This window comes from uncultured Cloacibacillus sp., assembly GCF_963926575.1.
In the GTDB taxonomy this organism is placed as follows: domain Bacteria; phylum Synergistota; class Synergistia; order Synergistales; family Synergistaceae; genus Caccocola; species Caccocola faecigallinarum.
Window position 1 is genome coordinate 116,956 of record NZ_CAWUXW010000002.1, and the last position, 23,752, is coordinate 140,707.

Below are 23,752 nucleotides of genomic sequence, written 5' to 3' on the forward strand. Positions count from 1 at the left end.
CGGCGAAAAAATTTTCTCTCGAAGGCGTTGGACGAATGGCGGAAAAAAGACGCTTCATAAACAACACGGACATTGGACAAAATTTTCTCATAGACGAATCGGTCGTCGCCTACACGGTGAAGCGCGCCGCGGTGACGCCCGACGACGTGATTCTCGAAATCGGCCCGGGCGGCGGCATCCTGACGCGCGGCCTGCTCTCTGCCGGGCCTCGCGCGCTCTGCGCCGTCGAGGTGGACGAGCGGCTGCGCGAAGGCCTTGAGGCCCTCGCCTCGCGCGACGGGCGGCTGCGCCTCTTCTGGGGCGACGCCGTGCGCTTCGACTACCGCGCCGAACTGCCGGAAACTCCGACGAAGATAGTCGCGAACCTCCCGTACCACATCACGACGCCGATTCTGTGGACTTTCCTCGAAAAGCTCATCCCCGCGGGCGTCGGCTACATGCTGCTGATGGTGCAGCTCGAGTCCGCCGAGCGCATAGCGTCGCCCGAGCGTTCGCGCGCGCGCTCGCCGCTCGGCGTCACCGTCGAGGCGATGGGCGGCGCGGAAATTCTGCGCAAGGTCCCGCCGCAGGCCTTCCGCCCGCAGCCGCGCGTCAACTCCGCGCTCATAGAGATAAAGATAGAAAAGAACCGCGGGCTCGCTAACGACCGCACGTGGCGCGCGCTGCTCGCGCGCTCCTTCACGCAGCGGCGCAAGACGCTCGTCAACAACTGGACGGCGGGCTACGCGGACATCGACCGCGAACGCGCGCTCGCAATTCTCGACGCGCACGGCCTTTCCGCGACGGCGCGCGCCGAGGAGCTCCCGCTTGAAAAATGGTTCGAGCTCGCAAAAGAGCCGGACTTTCAGATAAAAGAAAAAGGCGGTGTCCGCAATGTGGTGGAACCTTAACGAGGTGATCGTCGCGCAGAACGGCGGCCTCCCGATAGACTGGGCGGCGCTCTCGCCCACGGGCAAGGTAATCGTCGAAATAGGCTTCGGCAACGGCGAGTTCCTCGAATTCCTCGGGCGCTCGAACCCGGACAAGCTCGTCGTCGGCGTCGAAGTCTCGCAGTGGTGCGCCGCGAAGGGCGCGAGGCGCGTCCTCGCCGCGGGGCTTGCGAACGTGCGCATCATGCACGGCGACGCGCGCTTTCTCCTGCGCCGCTGCTTCGCGCCCGAAAGCGTCGAAAAAGTCTACATGAACTTCCCCTGCCCGTGGCCCAAGGCGCGCCACGCGCAGCGCCGCGTCACAGTGCCGGCCTTCGCGGGGCTCATAAACTACCTGCTCGTCCCGGGCGGCAGCTTCGAGCTCGCGACCGACGTCGACTGGTACGCGGAGGAGACGGCGGAGGTCTTCTCGACCTGCGCGGCCTTCCGCGCAGACGCGGTCGTAAAAAATCCCGAGCGCCCCTACGTCACGAAATACGAAAGAAAATGGAAAGCTATGGACAAGGACACGTGGCTGCTCGTCGTACACAAGGACGGCAGACTCGAACAAAGGCCGGAACAAGAGGAGGAATGGCCGATGGAATGCGAAGCGGAAACTAAAAAAAGCGTGAAGGATGTGCTCGCCGCGCTGCGCGGCGCGGAGGGCGCGGGCGTCGGCGGCAAAGGCCACTGGGTCTTCCGCGAGGCCTTCCTCTCCGACGATGGCGTCGGCCTGCTGCTCGTAATAACGGCGGACGAAGGATTCGAACAGCACTTCTATCTCAAAGTCCTGCCGCACCACCGCGGCGTCACGATAAAGGTCGACTCCGTAGGCCACCCCTACCGCACGCCAGCGATGCGCGCCGCGCTGCTCAAGGCGCTCGCCGAAGCGCAGAACTGACGCGCACGTAAAATTACGAAAACAGCCCAAGCGTCGCCGTCCTTTCACCGAAGGGCGGCGCTTTCTCATATTTTGCGCCGCGCGGCAGGGCTTCGCCTATATACAGCGCGGCGCTCCGCCGTTATACTTTTCGCATCAACAGCCGCGGAGGGATGGCATTGAAGGAAATGAGGCCCACGTCCGGCAAAGTTCTGCTGGCGCTCTTCAACATACTCGGCAACATACACGGGAAGAGCTTTCTCGACCTCTTCTCGGGCAGCGGGCGCGTCGCCGCGACGGCGCGGCTCAAGGGAGCGTCCCCCGTCGTCCTCGTCGAAAGCGACCGCAAACGCCACGCCGCCATTGTTAAGAGCGCGCCCGACGGAGTAAAATGTCTCTGCGCAGACGTGCGCCGCGCCGTGCCGCGGCTCGCGAAGAGCGGCGAGCGCTTCGACGTGATATTCTCCGACCCGCCCTACAATCTGGGCTGGGGCGAAGAGTTGCCCGCGCTCATAGCCGCGAACGAAAGCATCCTCGCGCAGGGCGGCGTATGGATATTCGAGCGCTCCGAAGAAGAAGAGCCCGCGCCGCTCGACGCGGAGAAATGGGAGCGCGAGGACAGAAAATACGGCGGCACAGTGCTGAGCTTCTACACCAGGAGGAACGACGAATGATCAGAGCCGTGTACCCCGGCTCGTTCGACCCGATCACGAACGGCCACATCTATATATCCGAGCGAGCGGCGGCGCTCTTCGACGAACTCATCGTCGCCGTGCTCGTCAACCCCGAAAAGCGCTCGACCTTCAGCGAGGAGGAACGCCAGATAATGGCGCGCGAGGCGCTCGTCCACCTTCCGAACGTCAAGGTCAAATACTTCAACGGCCTGCTCGTCGACTTCATGCGCCAGCAGCAGAGCCGCATAATAATCCGCGGCTTGCGCGCGCTCTCCGACTTCGAATACGAATTCCAGCTCGCGCAGATGAACCGCCAGCTCGCGCCCGAGATAGAAACCTTCTTCATCGCCACCGACGCGAAATACTCCTACCTCTCGAGCCGCGGCATCAAAGCCGCCTTCCAATTCGGCGGCGCCGTCCGCGACATGGTCCCCCCCGGCGTCTACCGCCGCCTCCGCGAACGCATCCCGCCGCGCGAGATGTAGAAAAGACAGCAAAAACGGCCCCGCTTGTTCACCGCGCGCAGGGCCGCTTTTTTATTCCTCTTTCCGTTAATTTATTACCTAAAATCCGTGATTGAGCGTCAGAGTTACCGACGTTAACTTACCAAGCATTTTAAATTCGCCGGAAACAACTTCGTCGGCGCTGACGTGTACCTTCGATCCGTCATAAGAAACCAAGTCCCATTCATTCTCATCTTTATTCATAATTTTCTTCAGCGCCAACTCGCCTTTGTAAAAAACGAGCACAATGTCGAAATTCTTGACAACCTCTTCCGGATTTATAACGGCTCTGCTCCCTTCCGGATAACCGAAAGTTTTGTTGTTGCCTCCGTATAGTTTTACTGCAAACGGAAGATTCGACGCGCTGAAATTGTGTCCGATATCGGCCTTAGGAACGCCGATGCGCGAACGTCTTTCGTAAGAGAATGAATTGGTTCTGCACGCACTTACCAGCTCCGACATGGATACAATAGGAATGCGGATACAGTCAATATCAGCAAGCAGGTGGAAAGATGACTGGTGCATGCGCCACATCTGTTCTGACGAAGCTGGGAGCACTATGCTGTCAGTTTCACCGAGTAAATAGCTGACTGTTGTGTCAAAGGTCTGCGCAATATCCAACAGAAGAGCCTTAGAGGGAGTCTTTTTGCCTCTCTCTATTTCGCTGAGGTATGACTGCGTAATGTGCAGTTTCCTGGCTACTTCGTTCTGAGTCTTTTCCCCGCGCAGCCTTCTTATTCGAGCAGCAATGATATCTTGATTTTTTTTCCTCATGTCATCACTATAGCCCATAGCAATATAGCAAAATGCCACGATAAAATGACTTAATATAGCAAATTGCATTTGGCATAATATCGCTAATAGCTATAATCAAAATGCGTTCTATTTTGCGTCAAATTATTCTGTACAGGAGGTCGTCGTCATGAAACAACTCATTAGCAGTCGAAACGTCTCAATTGTCGGAAAGTTATGCGCGGTGATGCTTTTTGTCATGTTGCTGTGTTCATCGGCATGGGCTTTATCAGAACCGTGGGACGGAACGCTTGGCACCTTGCCAACGCCAGAAGGGAATGTTTATACGATAACAACGCCCGGGCAGTTGGCAGCTGTTGCGCAAGTTATGGATAGACTGACAGATTTAACAGAGTCTCTAGCCTCTTCATCAGGCGGCTCTGCGCCAAGTGAAGAACTCGTTAGATTAAACGCCCAATACGAGCAATTCCGAGGAAAGACTTTTGTTTTAGATGATGATATAAATTTAAATAATCGTGAATGGACTCCGATAGGCACAATGATGTATCCGTTCCTCGGAAATTTCGATGGTCAGGGACATTCAGTTACGGGATTAAAAATAAGTAGGGTAAACTTAAGCTCTAATCCTTCGTTCAATATGTTCGTTTTAGGCTTATTCGGCGCTGTATCAGGCGGGGATATTAAAAATGTTGAAGTTTCTGGAGAAATTGGAGTAAACATCGTCGACACGTCTGTGTCCTATGTGCATATTGGAGGTGTTGCCGCCGATGTGACTGACGGTGACGTTATAGCGTGTGTTTCAAACGTAAAAATCACGTTCGGAGCATACGAAGATGCTGCATCAAGTGCAGCTTTTGCCGTCGGTGGAGTAAGCGCTTCCGTTACAAAAATTGACGAGGCAGCCTCAATATATAAATGCTTAAACAATGGAAACATTACATGCACTAGCGAGTATGAATTTATCGAAGTTGGCGGTATTGTCGCGACAACTAACTGCAATATGGATAGCTGCAAGAATGTCGGTAATATGAACGTTGTTCGAGTCAATTCTGAAGAAGGCAACATATATTATGAAGGATTAGTTGGCGGCGTTGTCGCCTCAACTGTCGATAATACAGTATCAAGATGTATCAATCGGGGAATTATAGAATTTGATATGTCGAACTCTTATGTCGGAGGTGTTACTGGATACTTTGGTAACAGTACACTGATTGGCTGTGAGAATTATGGAGATATTACGGAAAGCAGTAATTCTCCGACAAGTGAGAGCAACAGGGTCGGCGGGATTGCTGGTACAAGCAGTTTCTGGAGTAAAGCAGCTGGGAACTGGGTAGATTGGAATGACATTAACGTGATAAATGCCTGCGTTAACGAAGGGGATGTCACAGTCAATGCCGGACAAATGGTCGGCGGAATTACGTCGTCATTAGATGGAAGATTAGACGGCAGCGTTATCAAGAACTGTGTCAATCGTGACAACATAAGCAATATCTATGTCGGAGGGTGGTCTCAAGTTGGCGGAATAGCTGGATATAGCAGCGAGCCAGTCATAAACTGCGTCAATCTAGGTGATGTATATGGAAATTACTATGTCGCGGGTATAGTTGGGTGTATTTTGGACACTGAGGTTTCTGTTTCTAACTGTACTGCGATATGTGATGTAGTGGCATCAAAAGGCAGTCAATATAATTGGGTTGGAGGAATAGTAGGTACCACATCTGGTTCAGAAAATGCGTTAGTCGAGAATAGTGTTTACTGCGGACAGTTGGCCGGAGTCATTAGAGGGGCTATTATTGGGGAAGGCGTGTATTATAGTAAATATAGCGATGACAGTTTGACTATAAGTGACTGTGCATGGGTGATGACTGTCGGTAACGACATGGGCGCTTACGGGGAAAATCCTGATTCTTTTGAAGAAAATATCACTACAGTTATCAATTCTGCACAAGTAGATAAACTCGAAGACGCTCCAAACGTAAGTGTCTACGTCAAGGGCTATACGCAGATGTTCAGCGTTGGAGATGAGAACACATTCGAAGCAGTAGTTTATCCCAACGACAACGGAGCCATTGAGTATCAGTGGACATCGGAGGATAACAATATATTCAGTATTTCGGATAGCGGAAATAAAACAGTGTCTTCGCAAGCAATTTCTACAGGGAACACCTCTTTTACGCTGCGTTTTGGTGAGAGCGGTATGGAGCAAACCGCTTTCCAGTTCCCGATAACGGTCAGTGATTGGGACAACGGCGCTATTATTGAACCTACGCCTACACCAACGCCAGAACCTACGCCTACCCCCGAACAGCCTTCGACCGGCGGCTCCGGCGGTGGCGGCGGCGGATGCAATGCGGGCTTCGGCTTCGGCGGTCTGCTTGCACTTGCGGGGCTTGCCGCGATTTTACGGAAAAACGGCGGACGTTAGGAAAGTTTGGTAAGTGAATGCGCGCCGCTTCGCTTTGCGGCTTCGGCGGTGCGCTTTGCGGTTTTTGACGATTTCGGGAAATTTTGATGATTTTAGGTAAGGAGTGGCTTTTCGTGTCGTTTTTGCGCAGGTTTGTTTTTCTTTTGATATTTGCGGCTGTTATGACTGTTTTGCCGTCCGCTCTTGAAGCGGCGGGGCGCGAGCGCGTTCGCGTCGCGGTTATGGATTTCCGCGACAATTCCAACGCGGCGGCTCCGGCGCGCGCGATTCAGGATATGCTGTCCGGCGAGCTGGCGAAGATTCCGGCGTTCTCTGTCGTCGAGCGCATGCATCTGGACTCTGTGGCGCAGGAGCAGCGCATGTCTGCGCAGGGGCTGACCGAGGAATCGACGAACGTCGAAATGTCGCATATCAAGGCGGCACAGTATCTTATCGCTGGCGCTATAACGCAGTACCACTATCAGGCGAGCGGCGGTGCCGTGCCGGTTCCCGTGACGTTCCTCGGCGGCGTCGCTGTGGCCTCTGAGGAGGCGCACGTCACGCTCGACGTGCGGCTTATAGACACGACGACGAGCGAGGTGGTCGCGACGCTGCGTCAGACCGGAGTGGCGAACCAGACGCAGGGCGGCATCGCCACGTCCTACGGCGGCTTCGGCACGGGCAAGGCCGGCGGCCTGCTCTCGCAGGCTACGTTTGAGGCCGTGACGAAAATCGTCTACGAGCTTCAGGAGAAGCTGCTCGGCGACAGCGGGGCGTACCGCGTGCTTTCCGCCTCGACGAAGGAGGTCATGTGCAATCTCGGAAGCGCGAACAGCAGCGTCAAGAAGGGCGACAGGTTCGTCGCATACCGCAGGGGCGAGGTCATTCGCGATTTCGACGGGACTGAGCTCGGCGTTGAGAAGAATTATCTCTGCATGTTCCAGATAACTTCGGTCGACACCGGCTATTCTACGGGGAAAATCATAAAGGGCTGCGTGCCTCGCCGCGGCGCGCTCGTCTCGCGCGCTCCGTCGAACTGGAAGGAATTGAAGTACGCGGCCGACGATTACGGCGACGTTGGCGGCTTCGATATCGACGCGGCGATGGAAGAGAAGCGCCGCGAAATGAACTGACGGGGCGGGCGATGAAGGCTTTCCGTAAATTGCCGTTGCTTCTGGCGGCGCTGGCGCTGTTTGTATGCGCGCCGTCGGGCGCGGCCTTCGCCGCCGTCATTCCGCTTGACAGCCGTATCGCGGTCGCAGTCAGCGGCGGTTACTGGATAGAGGGGGATGTGAGCGTGGCGGTCGCGGATAAGTTCTCGCGCTTCGCCGAGAGCGTCATACGGCGTGAGCTGCGGGCCGCGGGCTTCACAAAGATAAGCGCGACGAACCTCACGCAGAAACAGCGCGCAATACTGAACGGCGGCGCGGACGGAGCGGCTTCGCTCGCGCGCAGCCAGAAGGTGAAGTATCTGCTCTGCGGCAATATCACGGAGGACGGAGCGGACTTCAATTCCTTCGGTACGTTCACCGCCTCTGTGTCGATGACGCTCCAGATTGTCGCGGCGTCGTCGGGCGAGTATGTCTTTGACGGCATGTCGTCGGCCAAGGCCGTAGGCGGCACGCGCGAGGAGGCGACGCGCAAGGCTGTGGAAAAGGCGGCGCGTGATGTCGTGTCGCAGATTGCGGGCGGTTTCTAGCGGGCGGCCTTTACGGCGGTTTGCCGTATAAATTGCAATATTTTATAAAAAATTCTGAAAAGACGGCTATCTGTATATAATTTCCGCCGCGCCGCAGCTTTTACGGTGCGGCGCTTTTTTGCGCTTGCCGCGCCGGTCCGCGCGGTTTTGCTATAATGATGGGCGAGTTATGTATGGAGGTTGTTTGTCCATGAAACGTCTGGCTGTTTTTGTTTTTATGGCCTTCCTTATATGTTCGGCGTGTGCGGCGGAGTGTGCGGTTTTTGCACGGCCTAATCCCGAGTTCGTCGAATGGCAGCGGCGGCAGGCGCGTGACGGTGATTCCGGCGCGGCGCGGACGCGCTCGCTTTCTTCGGACGGGGAGGCGCGCGTGCTGCGCGACGTTCCGCCTTCGCCGGTGGACCTTTCTTATCTCGACGGCGCGGATTTTTCTGAGTTTATAGGGAGCGCGGCGGAGGAGTTCGCGCCGGGCGGCGGGACTGCTGCGGCGCGAAACGCTTCGAACGACGGCGGGGAGGCGGGGCTTTTCCCGCGCCGCTACGATATGCGCGATTACGGTTTTCTCACGCCGGTGCGCAATCAGAGCGCGCTCGGCGTCTGCTGGGCTTTCAGCTCTTGTGCGTCGATGGAGTCGAATCTTCTGAAGAAGGGGCGCGGCGAGTACGACCTTTCGGAGTGGCAGCTCGGATACCAGAGCCGTCAGGACGTGTCGCCTGACAAGCCCTCGTTCTCCGTCAACCCGGACCCTTTGCTTCCGGGGGACTGGAGCGTCGGAATAGAGGTCTCGTCGGGCAACAACGCGATGGCGACGGCTTTCCTTGCGCGCGGCACGGGGCCGGTGTTTGAGAGCGAAGCGCCGTACCCCTGCGGTGAAAGCTCGATGCTGATGCCGCTGTACCGCCCGGCTGATTTTACGCCGAAGCTGCGGCTGCGGCGCGCGGCGGAGCTGACCTTTGCGCAGCCGGAGCTTATCAAGGCGGCGGTCGTCAAGTACGGGGCCGTGAGCTTTCTTTTCAACGCGATGACCGGCAGCACTGAGAACCCGGACGACAGCGGCTTTACCTACTGGTACGACAACTATTTTTATTCGACGGAAGATTCCGGAAGCAGCCACCTTGTCGCTATAGTCGGCTGGGACGACGATTACCCGGTCGATAATTTCCGTGAGGACCGCCGCCCGTCGAAGCCCGGCGCGTGGATAGCGCGCAACAGCTGGGGCGAGCTTTACGGCGAGGAGGGGTATTTCTATATCTCCTATGAGGAAGGCTCGCTGAAGGACGCGTCAGTCTACGACGTTGAGACGCGCGCCGGCACTGGCGAATATGTCTACGAGTACGACCCGCTGGGACAGGTAGGCCATATGTCGCCCGAGCCCGGCGTCTTTGAGGGCTGGGGCGCGAACGTCTACACGGCGCGCGGAAGCGAGGTAATAACGGCGGTAGGCTTTTATTCGCCCGCGCCCGGCGCTGAGTATGAGCTGAGCGTCGAGACTGGGCTCGCCGAAGGTTCGCCGCGCGGCGACGCGCGCGCTTCGGCGAAGGGGACGCAGCCGCTCGCGGGTTATGTGCGCGTCGAACTGCATTCGCCGGTCTCCGTGAGCGCGGGCGAGGATTTCTCCGTCGTGCTTAAGCTCAAGATGCCGGAAGGTTTTTCTCTGCCGCCCGACTCGCAGAACGCCGGCATACTCTTTGCATATGAATATGCGGCTGAGGAGTATACGGAGAAAGCGAAGAACAATCCCGGGAAGTCTTTCTATTCCGCGGACGGCGCGGAGTGGGAGAGCATGGGGGAGCACGGCGACCTCTGCATAAAAGCCTTCGCCTCGGAGGATTCGTCGGGCGGCTGCTCGGCATTCGGCGCGCATGCGGTGCTGCTAGCGGCGGCGGTGTTTTTTGCGGCATCGCGCGTGCGGCGGAGGAGATAGCGGTTTTTCTGAAAATTTACGGCGGCGGGGAGGCCTTTGCGCGGCTTCCCCGCCTTTTCGTTATTGCCGTGATTTATGCCGTCACGAGATAATCAGGCGGCGCTTGTGCTCCTCGCCGAAGCGTCCGTTGGGTACGAGCTCTTCCCAGAGCTCGCAGGCGAGCAGCTCAAAGCGCGCGCATTCCGCGGCATAGGGGGAAATGCGCGCGGCCTGTCCGTACGTCGTGACTATGGGGAGAGCCGCGTTCTTTTTCATCTCGTGCAGCAGTGCGCGTCCCGTTTCATTCATGGCAAGCGGCCTGATGTACGGCGGGCCGAGGCGCTGGGCCGCGCGGTTGGACCAATGGCCGAGGCCCAGCGCTGCGTGTACGGCGGCGCGGCGGATCCGCCCCGCGGGGTAGCGTTTCGACGTGCAGGCGTCCGTCCATTCCTCAAAGCTGCGTGCCGTGAGCGCCGCTTCGCGCATCCTGTATTCTATGCCTTCGGAGATTTCGGCGAAGCCGCGCAGCTCCTCCGGCCGCGCGCGGAGCAGCAGTGCGCGCAGCAGACGCCGCCAGTTTTCATAGTCAAGGCATAAACGTCCGTCCGCGAGCGCGCGTTTGAATATGCGCGCCGAAGCTTTGGGCATGGATGCGAAGGCTTCGTCAGTCCGCCCGTCGCGCAGAGCGCGGCGGATCGCGGCGGCGCTCGCAATTTCTTCGAGCCTCTCGCTGTTGTAGGCCGCGCCTTCGCGCAGCACCGGCAGCGGCGCGAGCGCGTAATTTTTTTTCTTTATGCGCGCCATGTATGCGAGCGCGAGCGTGTTGTTGCTGCCCGCGAGCACGCGCGCGCTTCCGGGAATTATCTCGTCCGCGGCGCGCGCGCGCGCTTCGACGAAGGAAAATCCCTCCGCGAGATGTTTTTTCAGCGACAGCTTGAAAGCCTCGGGCTCTTCGAGTATCATATCAATGATACTGTCTGTCAGACAGTCCGGGTTCTCCGCGCCAAAAGATAGGTGCGTCACTGCGCGCGCCGCGGCGAGGATGTCGACGGCCCCGTTTGCGAACACTCCGGCGTTGTGCGCCGAGAAGAGGACGGGAAGCTCGAGCACCAGGTCGGCCCCGCAGGCGAGCGCGGCTTTCGCGCGCGTCCATTTATCGGCGAGCGCGGGCTCTCCGCGCTGGACGAAGGCTGAGGACAGCACGGCGACGGCGGCCTGCGCGCCGCAGAGCTCGCGGGCTCTGCGTATGTGGAGCAGGTGGCCCTTATGGAACGGGTTATATTCGGCGACAATCCCGACGACGGGATATAGCATAAAGTTTTCACCGTCCTTTCCTTTCATAAGGATAACACAGCGGCGGTACGATAATTTAAGGGAGGCAATCCAGTTCTAATGAAAATTCTTGTTCTCAACTGCGGAAGCTCATCGCTGAAGTATCAGCTCATCGACATGGAAGGCGAGAAGGTCCTCGCGAAGGGCCTCGTCGAGCGCATCGGCATCGAAGGCTCGCGCATCAAGCACACGAAGACCGGCCTCGACGCGGTGACGCGCGAAGTTCCCTTCCCCGACCACTCGGCGGCTATCAAGTACGTCCTCGACATCCTCGTCGATCCCGAGCTCGGCGTCCTCAAGAGCCTCGACGAGCTCGGCGCGACCGGCCACCGCATAGTCCACGGCGGAGAGAAGTTCACGCAGTCCGTCCTCGTCACGCCCGAAGTCGTCAAGGGCATCGAGGAAGTCATTCCTCTCGCGCCGCTCCACAACCCCGCGAACCTCATGGGCCTCAAGGCCGTCATGGACGTGCTCCCCGGCAAGCCGAACGTCGTCGTCTTCGACACGGCCTTCCATCAGACCATGCCGCCCAAGGCCTTCATCTACGGAATCCCCTACGAGTACTATGAGAAAGACCGCATCCGCCGCTACGGCTTCCACGGTACGAGCCACGGCTACGTCGCGAACCGCGCCGCGGAGATACTCGGCAAGGATATAAAGGACCTCAAGATAGTCACCTGCCACCTCGGCAACGGCAGCTCCATCACAGCGGTCGACGGCGGCAAGTGCGTCGACACCTCCATGGGACTCGGCACCGCCGAAGGCCTCCTTATGGGCACGCGCAGCGGCAACGTCGACCCGCTCGTCGTCATCAACCTCATGGAGAAGCTCGGCGACGCGCAGAAGGTCAGCGACATCATCCACAAGAAATCCGGACTCCTCGGCGTTTCCGGCGTTTCGAGCGACCTCCGCGACGTTGAAGAAGCCGCGGCGAAGGGCTGCGAGCGCTCCAAGATAGCCCAGGACATCCTCATCACCGGCGTCAAGAAGTACATCGCCTCCTACGCCGCCGAGATGGGCGGAGTGGACGTCGTGGTATTCACGGCCGGCATCGGCGAGAACGGCATCACCTTCCGCGAGGCCGTCTGCAAGGATATGGAATTCATGGGCATCAAGTTCGACGCTGAGAAGAACAACTGCCGCGGCAAAGAGGTTGTCATCAGCACGCCCGACTCGAAGGTCACCGTCATGGTAGTCCCGACCGACGAAGAGATGGCTATCGCGCGCGACACGAAGAGATGCGTGGAGGAAGCCGGCAAGTAAGAAATGCCCGAATATCTTGAATCTGCTCCCAAAAGCTGGAAATGCAGGCTCGTCCTGGCCGCCGTCCCGCGCGACGGCGCGCCTTACGAGGACGAGTTCACGCTGCCCTTCGACAGGGCCGTCAGCTACTGGGACCAGATATACCAGCCGCTCTCTGATTTGAATGTCAGGGTGACGGCCTTCCGCTCAGAGGGGCGCGTCGTCGCCGAGGTCTCCGTCGAGACGGAGGTCGAAGCGCCGTGCGCGCGCTGCCTCGAGCCCGCGAGAAGCCGCATAAAGGGAGAGCTCCGCTACATATTCTCGCTGCGCCGCGACGAGCAGCTGCGCGAGAAGAACGAGGGCGAGCAGGACGGCGACGAGGAGATAATACTTCTCGACTCGTGGGAGGACGAGATAGACCTGGCGCAGATGGTGTGGGAGACGCTGATAACGGCGCTCCCCGCCGCGCTTCTCTGTTCGCCCGACTGCCGCGGCCTCTGCCCGCAGTGCGGAGCGAACCTCAACAAGGGGCCGTGCTCGTGCAGAAGCGAGAGCGGGGACCCGCGTTTTGAAGTCCTGTGGAAATTTATGGAGAATCAATAAAAATAAATACTGCAAAAAACTGGAATCAGTGATACAATTACCCAGTTGGCAATATGTACCGGTGAAGATCTAAGGGGGGAAAAGACAATGGCAACTCCAAAGAGGCGAGTATCCCACTCCCGCACGCACAACCGCAAAGCTCACTGGCTTGGTTCACTCGAGGCTCCCAGCCTCACGACGTGCAAGCACTGCGGCGAGGTCATCGAGACCTACCGCGCCTGCCCGGCCTGCGGCTTCTACAAGGGCCGTCAGGTCCTCAAAATCACAGAAGAGAAGACCGCTGAATAAAATTTTTCAGACAGACTTTCGCCTCGCGGCTCCGGTTTACGCTTGGGCCGCGATTCTTTTATGCGCATCGTTTTCCCCGCCGCGCGAATTTTATAAAAATTCCCGATGAAATTGCGCCGAATGCTATTGACAACGGCGCGCGCTTATAATATCTTGTCTGCTGTTAAGACCAGCTCATAATATGAGCTTGTTTTTAGGAGAAGAAGATGCGTTCCGAAAGCAGAAAGCGGCGTCACAGCCAACTCTTACAACTGATAGAGACGAACCCGCTGCTCACCGACGAGGAGATATCAACAAAGCTCGGCGTGAGCCTCAGCACCGTAAGGCTCGACCGCGGCCTGCTCGCGATACCGGAGCTTCGCGAAAGGACGCGCGCGATGGCCGAGCACGCGGCGAGCCGTCTGAAATCGCTGCGCGACGACGAGGTCGTCGGCGAGCTTCTCGGCCTCGAGCCGAACAGCTGGGCGCTTTCGACGCTTCAGATAAATCCCGACATGGCCTTCCGCAGGACGGATATGGTGGGCGACTACTACATCTACGCGCAGGCCGCTTCGCTCGCGATAGCGACGATAGACGCGGAGATGGTCGTCTCCGCTGCGGCGCGCCTCAAGTACTGCCAGCCGGCATATATCGGAGAAAAGATAGTCGCGCGTTCGAAGGTCGGCACGCACAAAGGCAACAAATACGTGGTGAGCGTTCATTCAAAAATCGGCGAGCGTGAGATATTCGTAGGGCGTTTCGTCGTCGCCGCGATAGACAGCCACAATACCGAAAAATTGGGGGACGAGAAATGCTGATTGCACTTGACGCCATGGGCGGGGACCACGCCCCCGAGGAGCCCTGCAAGGCGGCGATACAGGCCTGCCAGCACGATCCGGAGCTTTCCGTCGCGCTGGTCGGCGACAGTGAAAGGATAAAGCCGATAATAGAGAAGGCGGACGCCTCGGTCCGCTCGCGGCTCAGCATCGTCCACACGGACGAAGTCATAACGGGCAGCGACTCCCCGTCGCTCTCGATACGCCGGAAGAAGAACTCGAGCCTCGTCGTCTGCTTCAACATGGTGCGCTCGCACGAAGCCGACGGCATCGTCTCCGCGGGCAACACCGGAGCGATAGCCGCGGGCGCGGTGCTCCTTCTCGGACGCATCCCCGGCATCGACCGCCCGGGCCTCGGCGCGGTGCTCCCCGTGCTCAACCGCTGCACGCTGCTGATGGACGTCGGCGGCACGGTGCGCTGCAAGCCGGTCAACCTTCTGCAGTTCGCCCAGATGGGCTCTATATATATGAAGCTTTTCAGAAACGTCGAAAATCCGTCGGTCCGCCTGCTCAGCAACGGCGAGGAGGCGACGAAGGGCGACGAGGTCATCTCCGCGGCGCGCGTGCTCATCGAGCAGACGAAGCTCAACTTCCAGGGCTACGCGGAGGGCAAGGACATCCCTAACGGCATATCGGACGTCGTCGTCTGCGACGGCTTCACGGGCAACGTCGTCATCAAATTCGGAGAGGGGCTCGGCGAGCTCATCCAGAGCCAGCTCAAAGAAGAATATAAACACCACATGCTTCCGAAAATCGGATGCTTCTTTATGCTTCCCGCGATGAAGCGCATAATGGGGCGCTTCGACTGGGAGAGGTACGGCGGTTCGCCGGTGCTCGGCGTCTGCGGCAGCGTCGTGAAGGTACACGGCCGTTCGCGCGCTAACGCAATCGCCAACGCGATAACGAGCGGCGCGAATTTCATACGGCGCAACGGCGTTGAGAGAATTCAGAACGAAATAGCGAAAGGCGCGGAGGATAACAATGATTAGCGGATACCCCGTCAGAATCGCGGGAACGGGGAGATATATCCCCGAGAAGGTAATGACGAATTTCGACTTCGAGAAAATTCTCGACACGAGCGACGAATGGATAGTGACGCGCACCGGCATCAGAAAGCGCCACTTCGCCGCCGAGGACGAGAAGTGCAGCGACCTCGCCTATAAGGCCGGCCTCGCGGCGCTCGAGGACGCGGGAATCGCGGCCTCGGAGCTCGACCTTATAATCGTTGCGACGGACACGCCTGACACCGTATGCCCCTGCACGGCGTCGAAGGTGCAGGGAATGCTCGGCGCGGCGAACGCAGGCACCTACGACGTGCTTGCGGGCTGCACCGGAAGCCTCACCGCGATGACGACCGCCATCGGCGGCATCGCGAGCGGCATCTGGAAGAACGTCCTCGTGATAGGCTCCGAGGATTTCGCCGGAGTGCTCGACTGGACGGACCGTTCGTCGTGCATACTCTTCGGCGACGGCGCGGGCGCCGCGGTGCTCTCGCGTTCTGAGGAGGGCAAGGGGCATTTCATCGCCGCGGAGCTCAAGGCCGACGGCGCGAAGCACGCCCTCATAACGATAGACAAGGAAGAGGGCCGCGAGGATCCCGTCCTGCGCATGCACGGCGCGGAGGTCTTCAAGTTCGTCAACGTGCATCTTCCTCCCTTCATAAAGAATTTCTGCGAAGAGTCCGGCGTCGAGCCATCTGAGATAGGCTTCTGGGTGCTCCACCAGGCGAACACGAGAATCATCGACAGCCTCTTCAAGCGCCTCGGCGTGCCGACCGAGCGCACTCTTATGAATCTCGAAAATTACGGAAACACGTCCGCGGCCTCGCTGATGGTGACGCTGGACGAAGCGATGAAATCCGGCTGTATCAAAAGCGGCGAAAAGGTGCTCTTTATGGCTTTCGGCGCGGGTATGACGCTGGGCGCGATGTTATACGAAGCATAAGGAGCGGATTGATAGATGTTTGAAAATAACGCGATAACCAAACTGCTTAAAATCAAATACCCGATAATCCAGGGCGGCATGGCCTGGGTCGCCGACGCGGACCTCGCGGCGGCGGTCAGCAACGGCGGCGGCCTCGGAATTATCGCGGCGGCGAACATGCCGCCGGAGCTTCTCGAGCGTCAGATACAGAAGATAAAGACGCTCACCGACAAGCCCTTCGGCCTCAACAACGCGCTATCTCAGAGTACGGCTCCCGACGCGCTCGAGCTCGCGGCGAAGTACCGCGTCCCCGTCGTCACGACGGGAGCGGGACAGCCCGGCAAGGTCATCGAGCGTCTCAAGCCGCTCGGCACGATAGTCATCCCCGTCGTCGCGGCGGTCGCGCTCGCTGAGCGCGTCGAGAAGCAGGGCGCCGACGCAGTCGTCGCGGAAGGCATGGAGTCCGGCGGACACATCGGAGAGACGACGACGATGAACCTCGTCCCGCAGGTCGTCGACGCGGTCAAAATCCCCGTCATCGCGGCGGGCGGCATAGCCGACGGACGCGGCATGGCGGCGGCCTTCATGCTCGGCGCGAGCGGCGTGCAGATGGGCACGCGCTTCGTCTGCGCGACCGAGTGCAACGCGCACATCAACTACAAGGAAAAGATAGTCAAGGCCAACGACAGGGCCACCGTCGTAACGGGCCGCAGCCTCGGACACCCCGTGCGCGCCCTCAAAAATAAATTCACGAAGCAGTTCGAAGAGCTCGAGGGCAGAAACGCCCCCGCGGCGGAGCTCGAGGCTCTCGGCGCGGGCAAGCTGCGCCTCGCCGTCGTCGAAGGCGATTCGGACATGGGGTCGTTTATGTCCGGCCAGTCCGCCGGGCTCGTCCACGCGATAGAGCCTGCGGCTTCCATTATAGAAAGCGTCGTAACACAAATGGAATCTATCCTTTCAGGATCGGAGAGATACGTCAGATGAAGTACGCGATGATATTCCCCGGACAGGGTGCGCAGCGCCCGGGAATGGGGAAGGACGTCTGCGATAAATATATCGCGGCGAAGAGGATTTTCGACGAAGCGGACGAGGCGCTCGGCTTCTCGCTCAGCGACATAATATTCAACGGCACGCCGGAGCAGCTCGCCCACACCGAGATAACGCAGCCCGCGATACTCACGGTCAGCGTCGCGATGTTCCGCGCGCTCGAGCAGGAGCTCGGCACAGCCGTTGAGCCGGTCTGCATGGCTGGCCACAGCCTCGGAGAATACACGGCGCTCGTAGCCTCGGGCGCTCTCTCGGTGAGAGACGGCGTCAGGCTCGTCCACAAGCGCGGCGGCCTCATGCAGAGCGCAGTCCCGCTCGGAGTAGGCTCGATGGCGGCGATTATCGGCCTCGAGCTGCCGACGGTCGCCGAGGTCTGCGCCGAGGCGGCGCAGGGCGAGGTCTGCGAGGCGGCCAACATCAACTCGCCGAAGCAGATAGTCATCTCCGGCCACGCGACCGCGGTCGAGCGCGCCGTCGCGCTGATCGAGCAGAAATACACCGCGAAGGTCGTCCCGCTGCGCGTGAGCGCCCCCTTCCACTGCGCCCTCATGCGCCCCGTCGCGGACGAGCTCAAAGAAGCCTTCGCGCAGATTGAGTGGCACGACCCGAAGTTCCCGATAATCGCGAACGCGACCGCCCTGCCCGTGCAGAAGGCGCAGGCCGTGCGCGAGGCGCTCTACGCGCAGACCTACTCGCCCGTCCTCTGGTCGCAGTCCGTCCTCGAGATGGAGAAAAACGGCGTCGACGGCTACATAAGCTACAAGGTCGGCCCCGGCAGCGTCCTCTCGGGACTCGTCAGAAAGATATGCAACGGCAAGCGCCCCTACGCAGTTTCGAACTCGCAGGAGCTTCTCGCCGCGGCGGACTATCTGAGGAGCGGCGGCAATGCCAGATAAAAAAGTAGCGCTCGTAACGGGAGCCGGACGCGGCATCGGGCGCGCGATAGCGCTCGAGCTCGCGAAGCGCGGCTGCACGGTCGCCGTCAACTACAGCCGTTCCGAGGGCCCCGCGAACGAAGTCGTCGAAGAGATAACGGCGGCGGGCGGCGAAGCCTTCGCCGTGAAGGCCGACGTCTCGAACGCCGAAGAGGTCAAGGCGATGTTCAAGGCCGTCGCCGAAAAGCTCGGCCCAGTCAACATCCTCGTCTGCAACGCCGGCGTGACGCGCGACAATCTTCTCATGCGCATGAAGGACGCCGACTGGGACGACGTTATAAAGACGGACCTCAGCTCGCTCTACTACTGCGCTAAGGAGGCCGTTCGCCCGATGCTCAAGGGGCGCTGGGGCCGCATCGTCGCGGTCTCGTCGATAAACGGACTGCGCGGCAGCGCCGGGCAGTGCAACTACGCGGCGGCGAAGGCCGGGGTCATCGGCTTCGTCAAGAGCCTCGCGCGCGAGGTCGCCTCGCGCGGCGTGACTGTAAACGCGATAGCGCCGGGCTTCATAGAGACGGACATGACCGCCGTCTTGTCCGAGGACGTGAAGTCGCAGTTCATCGCCTCGATTCCCGCCGGACGCGCGGGAACGCCGCAGGACGTTGCGGGCGTAGTCGCCTTCCTCGTGTCGGACGACGCCGCGTATCTTCAGGGACAGGTCATCGCCGTCGACGGCGGCGTGACGATGCAGTAAAAAGGGAAAAAGTTCCTACGGGACTTTTGGATAAACAAGAGACATAAATACCGCAAAGGAGAGATTTGCAATGAAAATGGAAGAAGTACAGCAGAACTTAAGGAAATCGTAATGGACCGCCTCAACGCCGAAGAGGACCAGATCAAGCCGGAAGCTTCGTTCGTAGAGGACCTCGGCGCCGACTCCCTCGACATCGTCGAGCTCATCATGGGCATCGAGGAAGAGTTCGACATCGAAATCCCCGACGAGGACGCCGAGAAGCTCACCACCGTCGGCGAGGCCATGGCCTACGTCAAGACGAAGCTCGGAGTCGAGGACTAATTAACGACTGAGACAATTGGGGGACTGCCGTCAGTCCCCCTCTTCCAGGGAGGGAACCTATGACGCCGATGAATAACAGAAGAGTGGTAATCACAGGTTGCGGTGCCGTCACCCCAATCGGAATCGGAAAAGAAGAGTTCTGGAGCGCGCTTGAGCGCGGGGAGAACGGCGTAGACTACATCACGCTCTTCGACACGGAAAAGCACACCACGAAGATAGCCGCTGAGGTTAAAAATTTCAATCCTGAAAACTGGCTCGACAAAAAGAGGTCCGCCGCACCGACCGCGTGCTTCACTTCGCGGCCGCCGGAGCCGACCTCGCCGTACAGGACGCCGGCCTCGACCTTGAAAAACTCGACAAAGAGATGTTCGGCGTGTACGTCGGCAGCGGAGAGGGCGGAATCCACACGATAGAGGAAAACTTCCGCCTGCTCTACGAAAAAGGGCCGAGCCGCGTCAGCCCCTTCATGGTGCCGATGATGATCACGAACATGCCCGCCGGATACATAGCGATACGCCTCGGAGCAAAGGGGCCGAACATGGCCGTTGTCACGGCCTGCGCCAGCTCGACCCACAGCATGGGCGAAGCCTACAACTGCATCATGCGCGGCGACGCCGACGTCATGATCACCGGCGGAGTAGAAGCCGCGATATCGCCGCTCGCGACGGCCGGCTTCAGCTCGCTGAAGGCGCTTTCGGGACGCAACGACGACCCGAAGCACGCCTCGCGCCCCTTCGACGCGGACCGTGACGGCTTCGTAATCGGCGAAGGCGCGGGAATCCTCGTCTTTGAGGAATACGAGCACGCGAAGACCCGCGGCGCGCACATCTACGCCGAGGTCAAGGGCTACGGCCTCTCCTGCGACGCGCACCACATCACAGCGCCCGCGCCCGACGGCGACGGAGCCTACCGCGCGATGGCGATGGCCGTCCGCAAGGCGGGATGGAAGCCCGAGGAGATAGACCTCATCAACGCGCACGGAACCTCGACGCCGCTCAACGAGAAGATGGAGACCGCCGCGATAAAGCGCCTCATGGGCGACGCCGCGGACAAGGTCATGGTTCAGGCGACGAAGTCGATGGTCGGACATGCGCTCGGAGCCGCCGGCGCGGTCGGCACGATAGCCGCCCTGCTCGCCTTCGAGCGCGGAATAGTGCATCCGACGATAAACTTCCAGACGCCTGACCCCGAGTGCGCCATCAACGTAGTGCCCAACAAGGCCGTGAGCGCGAAGGTCGAGAGAGCCCTCGTCAACAGCTTCGGCTTCGGCGGACACAACGGAGTCATCGCAATCGAGAGCTGCAAGTAACCCATCAATGAAAGACGACAAAAGGCGCGAAGAACAGCTTCGCGCCTTTCAATTAAAATTAGGCTACGAATTCAAGAACGCGGAGCTTCTGACAGAGGCTCTGACGCGCTATCTCAGAGTGAAAACAACGCGGCCTACAACGAGCGGCTTGAGTTCCTCGGCGACGCCGTGCTCGAGCTCGTCACCTCGGCGCGCCTCTTCGCCGCATATCCGGCTTCAGCGAAGGCGAGCTCACGCGGCTGCGCGCGCGCCTCGTCTGCAAAAACAGCCTCAACGACTGGGCCTCGGACAACGGCCTGAAGCCGCTCATACGCCCTCGGCAAAAGCATAAAAAGCCCGACCACTCGATGGCCGCCGACTGCGTCGAGGCGGTGTTCGGCGCGGTCTTCAGCGACGGCGGCTACGAAGCCGCGCGCGGCGTGATATCGCGTTTCCTCGACACGAAGGACGAAGCCGCCGCGCCGGTTATGGAGAAAGACCCGAAGACCGAGCTTCAGGAGCTTTTGCAGGGCGAAGGCAAAACCGCGCCCGTCTACAAGCTTATAGAACGCCGCGGCCCCGAGCACGCGAGCAGCTTCAAAGTCGCGCTCTCCGCAGAGGGCGGCCTCGCCGCCGAAGCGTGGGGTCCTTCCATAAAAGAGGCGGAATTCAAAGCCGCTAAGGCCGCGCTTGAAAAGCTGCGCCGAAGCTGACGCCGCGCCGGAACGGAGGCAAAACCCGCGCCGCGCCCGCGCGACGCCGCGGCTCGTGCTCATATACGTGCTCGCCGTATCGGCTGCGCTCGTCTCCCTGCTCGCACTCGCGCTTAACACGGTGCAGAAAACGGCGGAGGAAGATCTCGCCGCCGCGCGCCGTCTCCGCATAGAAAACATAGCAGCGCAGGCCTCCGCCGCGGCAGAGGCGTGGTTTTACGACAGCGCCGCCGCGATAGCGGAGGAGGCGGGCTTCGAGGCCGGCGCCGCGCCGGAGAGCGACCCGACGCCGGACGTGCCGGAGGGCATATTCGCCGCGCTGCGCGGACAGTTCCCGGACTGCGTCATAAAGTGCGTCTGCTACGACCTTCATTATCCAGATTCATTTTCCGAAAACGCTACGCCGCGCGCATCCCGCGCATACCGCCGCGCGCGGCCGACGAGGGCGGCGCAGTCCGCGCATATTACATAAGGACGACCGTGAGCGAAGCCGGAGACGAAAAATATAAAACGACCGTCACGCTCGGCATGCGCGTGGAAAAATCGTCCTCCGGCGTGATCTCCGTCCGCACCGCGGGCGTTACTGAATAAAAAATTTACGCCGCGCCGCGCGCGCACGGCACTTGCAATCGCGATGAAACGATATAGGATAGTAAAAGTTTTGTATAAAACGGGGGATAGTCATGAAAATATCTCTTATCCAGCTCCAGATACTGCCGGGGGAGGAAAACGGGCGGCGAGGCCGCTCGTCGAGCGCGCCATGGGGCTGATAGATTCCTGCGCCGGCTCCGACCTCATCGTGCTTCCGGAGCTCTGGCACGTCGGCCTGCTCAGCTACCGGACGATATGGAACTTCGCCGAGGAAAAGGACGGCCCCGCTCATGCGCCGCATCTCCGAAAAGGCGAAGCAGCTGAACGCCTTCATCCACTGCGGCAGCTTCGCCGAAAAATGCGGAGACAAGCTCTACAACTCCTGCATACTCTTCGACCGCAAGGCACCGACCTCGCGGTATATCATAAAATACACCTCTTCTCCTGCTACGGACACGAAGCCGACACCTTCACGCACGGAGACAAGGCCGTCGTAGTCGACACGGAGGAATTCGGCAGGGTCGGCCTCTCGATATGCTACGACATACGCTTCCCGGAGCTCTTCCGCCGCATGACCGCGGGGCTCGGCGCGGAGGTATTCATCGCGCCGACCGCGTGGCCCTACCCGCGCAAGGACGCCTTCACGATGTGCGCCCGCGTGCGCGCGCTCGAAAACTCCCGCGCACTTCTTCGTCTGTAACCTCGCGGGACAGTACAAGCACCTGCGCATGCTCGGCAACAGCGCGATGATAGACACCTGGGGCGACCCCGTCTACCAGCTCGGCGAAGAGCCCTGCATACTTCACTGCGAGTTCGACATAGAGACGACGAGACGGCCAGCGCCGCGACTTCCCGACGCTCAACGACCTGCGCCTCGGCATGTTCGACTAGCGCCGCGCCGGTAGTAGGCACGCCGCGAAAAATATGCGGCCCGTCCCGCGTCCTCGTCGCCGCCGCAAATTATTATGCCCGCGCGCGCAAATTCAGCGCCGCGGCATGAAATTACGAAAATTCCGCAGAATATACGAAAAGCGCGCCGCCTCGAGGGCGGCGCGCTGCGTTTACCCTTCCGGCGCAAAATCGCCGGACATTTCCCAAATTATTCCCGCGAGTGCCCACTTGAGCAGCTCTTCCGAAATTTTGTCCTTCACTGCGTGCTCTATGCCGCGCGCGCCGTTTTCGCCGTCGAGCGTCCACGCGAGCGAAGCCGCGACGGATTCCTCGTCGACGTGCTTTCTCTCCTCCTCGGACAAAGCCGCGGTGGCCTCCCTTATCCTCTTCCGCAGTATCTCCCTCTGCGTCTCCTCCGAAAGCGGCTTGAACTCTATCACGGAGTCGAAGCGCGCGAAAATCGGAGCGCCGAGCCTCTCGCGCGCCTCCTCCGCCGAAGCGTAGTTCGACGTGCAGATTATCAGCGCGCGGCGCGCGTCCGCGCGGTAGTTCCTGTCCTCGTATATCCCTTCGTCGAAAACCTGATAGAAGGCGCTGTGAAAGACCGGGTTCGGCTTGTCGAACTCGTCGAAGAGTATCACGTTCGACTCGCGCTCCATGAGGTCCTTCGCGAGACAGTTGCCCGTGTGCCGTCCGCCGAAGAGGTACGACGAGAACTCGTTGCTGTGGAACATCGAAAACTGCCTGCGCAGCAGAGTCTGTCCCATAACGTCGCTGAGATACTTCGCCGTCTCCGACTTGCCGACGCCCGTCGGCCCGTAGAAGAGAAGCACGGCGGGCTTCTCCGACGAGCCCGAGGCGAGCGGATAGAGCGCCTTCAGCAGCTTCTCCTTCACCTCCGGCTGTCCGATGATGACGCCGTCGTACTCGCGGTTGATTCTGCGCAGGCAGTCGAAGTCGAGCGTGCGGTAGTCGTAGCGTATCGTCTTGACGCGGCTGTGGAGGCTCTCGAACTGCGAGACGACGTGCATCGGCGGGTTCTGCAAATATATCGAGCCGACGTCGAACTGTCCGATGAAGCTGAGGAAGGAGTTTATCGCGCTCTCGCTGATGGAGGCGTACTGCTCCGAAAAGGCGACGAGGCACGGCACCTGCAGCCGCTCGGCCTCCTTCTCCGGATTCTCCGCGCCGCGGCGCGCGCTCTGTATCTTGAAGGTGTGCTCGCGCATCTTCCTGTCGCTGTATATCGCGAGCTCGCTTATCGTCGTGATGGGCAGACGCTTGGGGAGGTGGCGTCTGAAACCGGACTTCGGACCGTAGTAGAAAACTATCTTCTGAGTCATAG

25 protein-coding genes and 1 pseudogene are annotated in these 23,752 nt (G+C 59.7%); 23 read left to right on the forward strand and 3 right to left on the reverse strand.

Features of this window, described 5'->3' with window-relative positions; genetic code table 11:
• Nucleotides 1-35: 35 nt before the first annotated feature.
• From rsmA to coaD, 4 genes are all read left to right on the forward strand, one after another.
• The gene (gene rsmA, locus ABGT66_RS03245; protein WP_346688818.1) at nucleotides 36-890 is read left to right on the forward strand and encodes a 16S rRNA (adenine(1518)-N(6)/adenine(1519)-N(6))-dimethyltransferase RsmA; all 855 of its coding nucleotides are present in this window, start codon (nucleotides 36-38) and stop codon (nucleotides 888-890) included.
• Nucleotides 874-1,809 (forward strand): tRNA (guanosine(46)-N7)-methyltransferase TrmB, encoded by a 936-nt coding sequence (trmB, locus tag ABGT66_RS03250; RefSeq protein ID WP_346688819.1) that lies wholly within the window; start codon nucleotides 874-876, stop codon nucleotides 1,807-1,809. The genes rsmA and trmB overlap by 17 nt, the downstream gene beginning before the upstream one ends.
• A 167-nt stretch (nucleotides 1,810-1,976) precedes the next feature.
• Nucleotides 1,977-2,462, forward strand: a complete 486-nt coding sequence (locus tag ABGT66_RS03255) for an RsmD family RNA methyltransferase (protein ID WP_346689236.1) — start codon at nucleotides 1,977-1,979, stop codon at nucleotides 2,460-2,462.
• A complete protein-coding gene (gene coaD, locus ABGT66_RS03260) occupies nucleotides 2,459-2,947 on the forward strand; it encodes a pantetheine-phosphate adenylyltransferase (protein WP_087362868.1) in 489 nt (162 codons plus the stop codon). Before ABGT66_RS03255 ends, coaD begins: the two co-directional genes overlap by 4 nt.
• A 78-nt stretch (nucleotides 2,948-3,025) precedes the next feature.
• Here the strand turns inward: coaD and ABGT66_RS03265 are convergent, their stop codons facing one another.
• Entirely contained in the window at nucleotides 3,026-3,757 is a 732-nt protein-coding gene (locus ABGT66_RS03265) for an XRE family transcriptional regulator (RefSeq protein ID WP_346688821.1), read from the reverse strand.
• 130 nt (nucleotides 3,758-3,887) lie between these two features.
• Here ABGT66_RS03265 and ABGT66_RS03270 point away from each other — a divergent pair, with 130 nt between their 5' ends.
• From ABGT66_RS03270 to ABGT66_RS03285, 4 genes are all read left to right on the forward strand, one after another.
• The gene (locus tag ABGT66_RS03270) at nucleotides 3,888-6,143 is read left to right on the forward strand and encodes a hypothetical protein (protein ID WP_346688823.1); all 2,256 of its coding nucleotides are present in this window, start codon (nucleotides 3,888-3,890) and stop codon (nucleotides 6,141-6,143) included.
• 161 nt (nucleotides 6,144-6,304) lie between these two features.
• Nucleotides 6,305-7,255: a CsgG/HfaB family protein gene (locus ABGT66_RS03275; RefSeq protein ID WP_346688825.1), complete on the forward strand. Its 951-nt coding sequence runs from the start codon at nucleotides 6,305-6,307 to the stop codon at nucleotides 7,253-7,255.
• 29 nt (nucleotides 7,256-7,284) lie between these two features.
• A complete protein-coding gene (locus ABGT66_RS03280) occupies nucleotides 7,285-7,821 on the forward strand; it encodes a hypothetical protein (RefSeq protein WP_346688827.1) in 537 nt (178 codons plus the stop codon).
• Nucleotides 7,822-8,191: 370 nt separating this feature from the next.
• Nucleotides 8,192-9,745, forward strand: a complete 1,554-nt coding sequence (locus ABGT66_RS03285; RefSeq protein ID WP_346688829.1) for a lectin like domain-containing protein — start codon at nucleotides 8,192-8,194, stop codon at nucleotides 9,743-9,745.
• A gap of 81 nt (nucleotides 9,746-9,826) precedes the next feature.
• On the opposite strand, the gene ABGT66_RS03290 is transcribed toward ABGT66_RS03285, so the two are convergent.
• A complete protein-coding gene (locus tag ABGT66_RS03290) occupies nucleotides 9,827-11,065 on the reverse strand; it encodes a nucleotidyltransferase family protein (RefSeq protein WP_346688831.1) in 1,239 nt (412 codons plus the stop codon).
• Between the two features lie 51 nt (nucleotides 11,066-11,116).
• Between ABGT66_RS03290 and ABGT66_RS03295 the strand changes: the two genes are divergently transcribed.
• The 15 genes and pseudogenes from ABGT66_RS03295 to ABGT66_RS03365 all read left to right on the forward strand — a co-directional run bounded on the left by ABGT66_RS03295 (nucleotide 11,117) and on the right by ABGT66_RS03365 (nucleotide 22,421).
• Nucleotides 11,117-12,319: an acetate kinase gene (locus ABGT66_RS03295; protein WP_303148860.1), complete on the forward strand. Its 1,203-nt coding sequence runs from the start codon at nucleotides 11,117-11,119 to the stop codon at nucleotides 12,317-12,319.
• 3 nt (nucleotides 12,320-12,322) lie between these two features.
• Nucleotides 12,323-12,901 carry a DUF177 domain-containing protein gene (locus ABGT66_RS03300; protein ID WP_346688833.1) on the forward strand — a complete coding sequence of 193 codons (579 nt, stop codon included), beginning with the start codon at nucleotides 12,323-12,325 and terminating at the stop codon, nucleotides 12,899-12,901.
• A gap of 87 nt (nucleotides 12,902-12,988) precedes the next feature.
• On the forward strand, nucleotides 12,989-13,189 hold the full coding sequence (rpmF, locus tag ABGT66_RS03305) for a 50S ribosomal protein L32 (protein WP_087362859.1): 201 nt from the start codon (nucleotides 12,989-12,991) through the stop codon (nucleotides 13,187-13,189).
• A gap of 206 nt (nucleotides 13,190-13,395) precedes the next feature.
• Entirely contained in the window at nucleotides 13,396-13,986 is a 591-nt protein-coding gene (gene fapR, locus ABGT66_RS03310; RefSeq protein WP_346688835.1) for a transcription factor FapR, read from the forward strand.
• Nucleotides 13,980-14,993: a phosphate acyltransferase PlsX gene (gene plsX, locus ABGT66_RS03315; RefSeq protein WP_346688837.1), complete on the forward strand. Its 1,014-nt coding sequence runs from the start codon at nucleotides 13,980-13,982 to the stop codon at nucleotides 14,991-14,993. Before fapR ends, plsX begins: the two co-directional genes overlap by 7 nt.
• Nucleotides 14,986-15,948 carry a beta-ketoacyl-ACP synthase III gene (locus tag ABGT66_RS03320; RefSeq protein WP_346688838.1) on the forward strand — a complete coding sequence of 321 codons (963 nt, stop codon included), beginning with the start codon at nucleotides 14,986-14,988 and terminating at the stop codon, nucleotides 15,946-15,948. Before plsX ends, ABGT66_RS03320 begins: the two co-directional genes overlap by 8 nt.
• Before the next feature lie 15 nt (nucleotides 15,949-15,963).
• Nucleotides 15,964-16,911, forward strand: a complete 948-nt coding sequence (fabK, locus tag ABGT66_RS03325; protein ID WP_346688839.1) for an enoyl-[acyl-carrier-protein] reductase FabK — start codon at nucleotides 15,964-15,966, stop codon at nucleotides 16,909-16,911.
• Complete coding sequence (gene fabD, locus ABGT66_RS03330; RefSeq protein WP_346688840.1) at nucleotides 16,908-17,870, forward strand: ACP S-malonyltransferase; 963 nt, start codon at nucleotides 16,908-16,910, stop codon at nucleotides 17,868-17,870. The genes fabK and fabD overlap by 4 nt, the downstream gene beginning before the upstream one ends.
• Nucleotides 17,860-18,603 carry a 3-oxoacyl-[acyl-carrier-protein] reductase gene (gene fabG / locus ABGT66_RS03335; RefSeq protein ID WP_346688841.1) on the forward strand — a complete coding sequence of 248 codons (744 nt, stop codon included), beginning with the start codon at nucleotides 17,860-17,862 and terminating at the stop codon, nucleotides 18,601-18,603. The genes fabD and fabG overlap by 11 nt, the downstream gene beginning before the upstream one ends.
• A 111-nt stretch (nucleotides 18,604-18,714) precedes the next feature.
• Nucleotides 18,715-18,924, forward strand: a complete 210-nt coding sequence (gene acpP, locus ABGT66_RS03340; RefSeq protein ID WP_346688843.1) for an acyl carrier protein — start codon at nucleotides 18,715-18,717, stop codon at nucleotides 18,922-18,924.
• Between the two features lie 59 nt (nucleotides 18,925-18,983).
• Nucleotides 18,984-20,233: pseudogene (fabF, locus tag ABGT66_RS03345) on the forward strand (beta-ketoacyl-ACP synthase II).
• A 206-nt stretch (nucleotides 20,234-20,439) separates the two neighbouring features.
• Nucleotides 20,440-20,925: a putative dsRNA-binding protein gene (locus ABGT66_RS03350; RefSeq protein ID WP_346689237.1), complete on the forward strand. Its 486-nt coding sequence runs from the start codon at nucleotides 20,440-20,442 to the stop codon at nucleotides 20,923-20,925.
• 55 nt (nucleotides 20,926-20,980) lie between these two features.
• On the forward strand, nucleotides 20,981-21,397 hold the full coding sequence (locus tag ABGT66_RS03355) for a hypothetical protein (RefSeq protein WP_346688845.1): 417 nt from the start codon (nucleotides 20,981-20,983) through the stop codon (nucleotides 21,395-21,397).
• Between the two features lie 288 nt (nucleotides 21,398-21,685).
• Complete coding sequence (locus ABGT66_RS03360) at nucleotides 21,686-22,216, forward strand: nitrilase-related carbon-nitrogen hydrolase (RefSeq protein WP_346688847.1); 531 nt, start codon at nucleotides 21,686-21,688, stop codon at nucleotides 22,214-22,216.
• A gap of 28 nt (nucleotides 22,217-22,244) precedes the next feature.
• Entirely contained in the window at nucleotides 22,245-22,421 is a 177-nt protein-coding gene (locus tag ABGT66_RS03365; protein WP_346688849.1) for a hypothetical protein, read from the forward strand.
• A 156-nt stretch (nucleotides 22,422-22,577) separates the two neighbouring features.
• Here the strand turns inward: ABGT66_RS03365 and ABGT66_RS03370 are convergent, their stop codons facing one another.
• Nucleotides 22,578-23,750, reverse strand: a complete 1,173-nt coding sequence (locus ABGT66_RS03370; RefSeq protein ID WP_346688851.1) for an AAA family ATPase — start codon at nucleotides 23,748-23,750, stop codon at nucleotides 22,578-22,580.
• Nucleotides 23,751-23,752 lie beyond the last annotated feature (2 nt).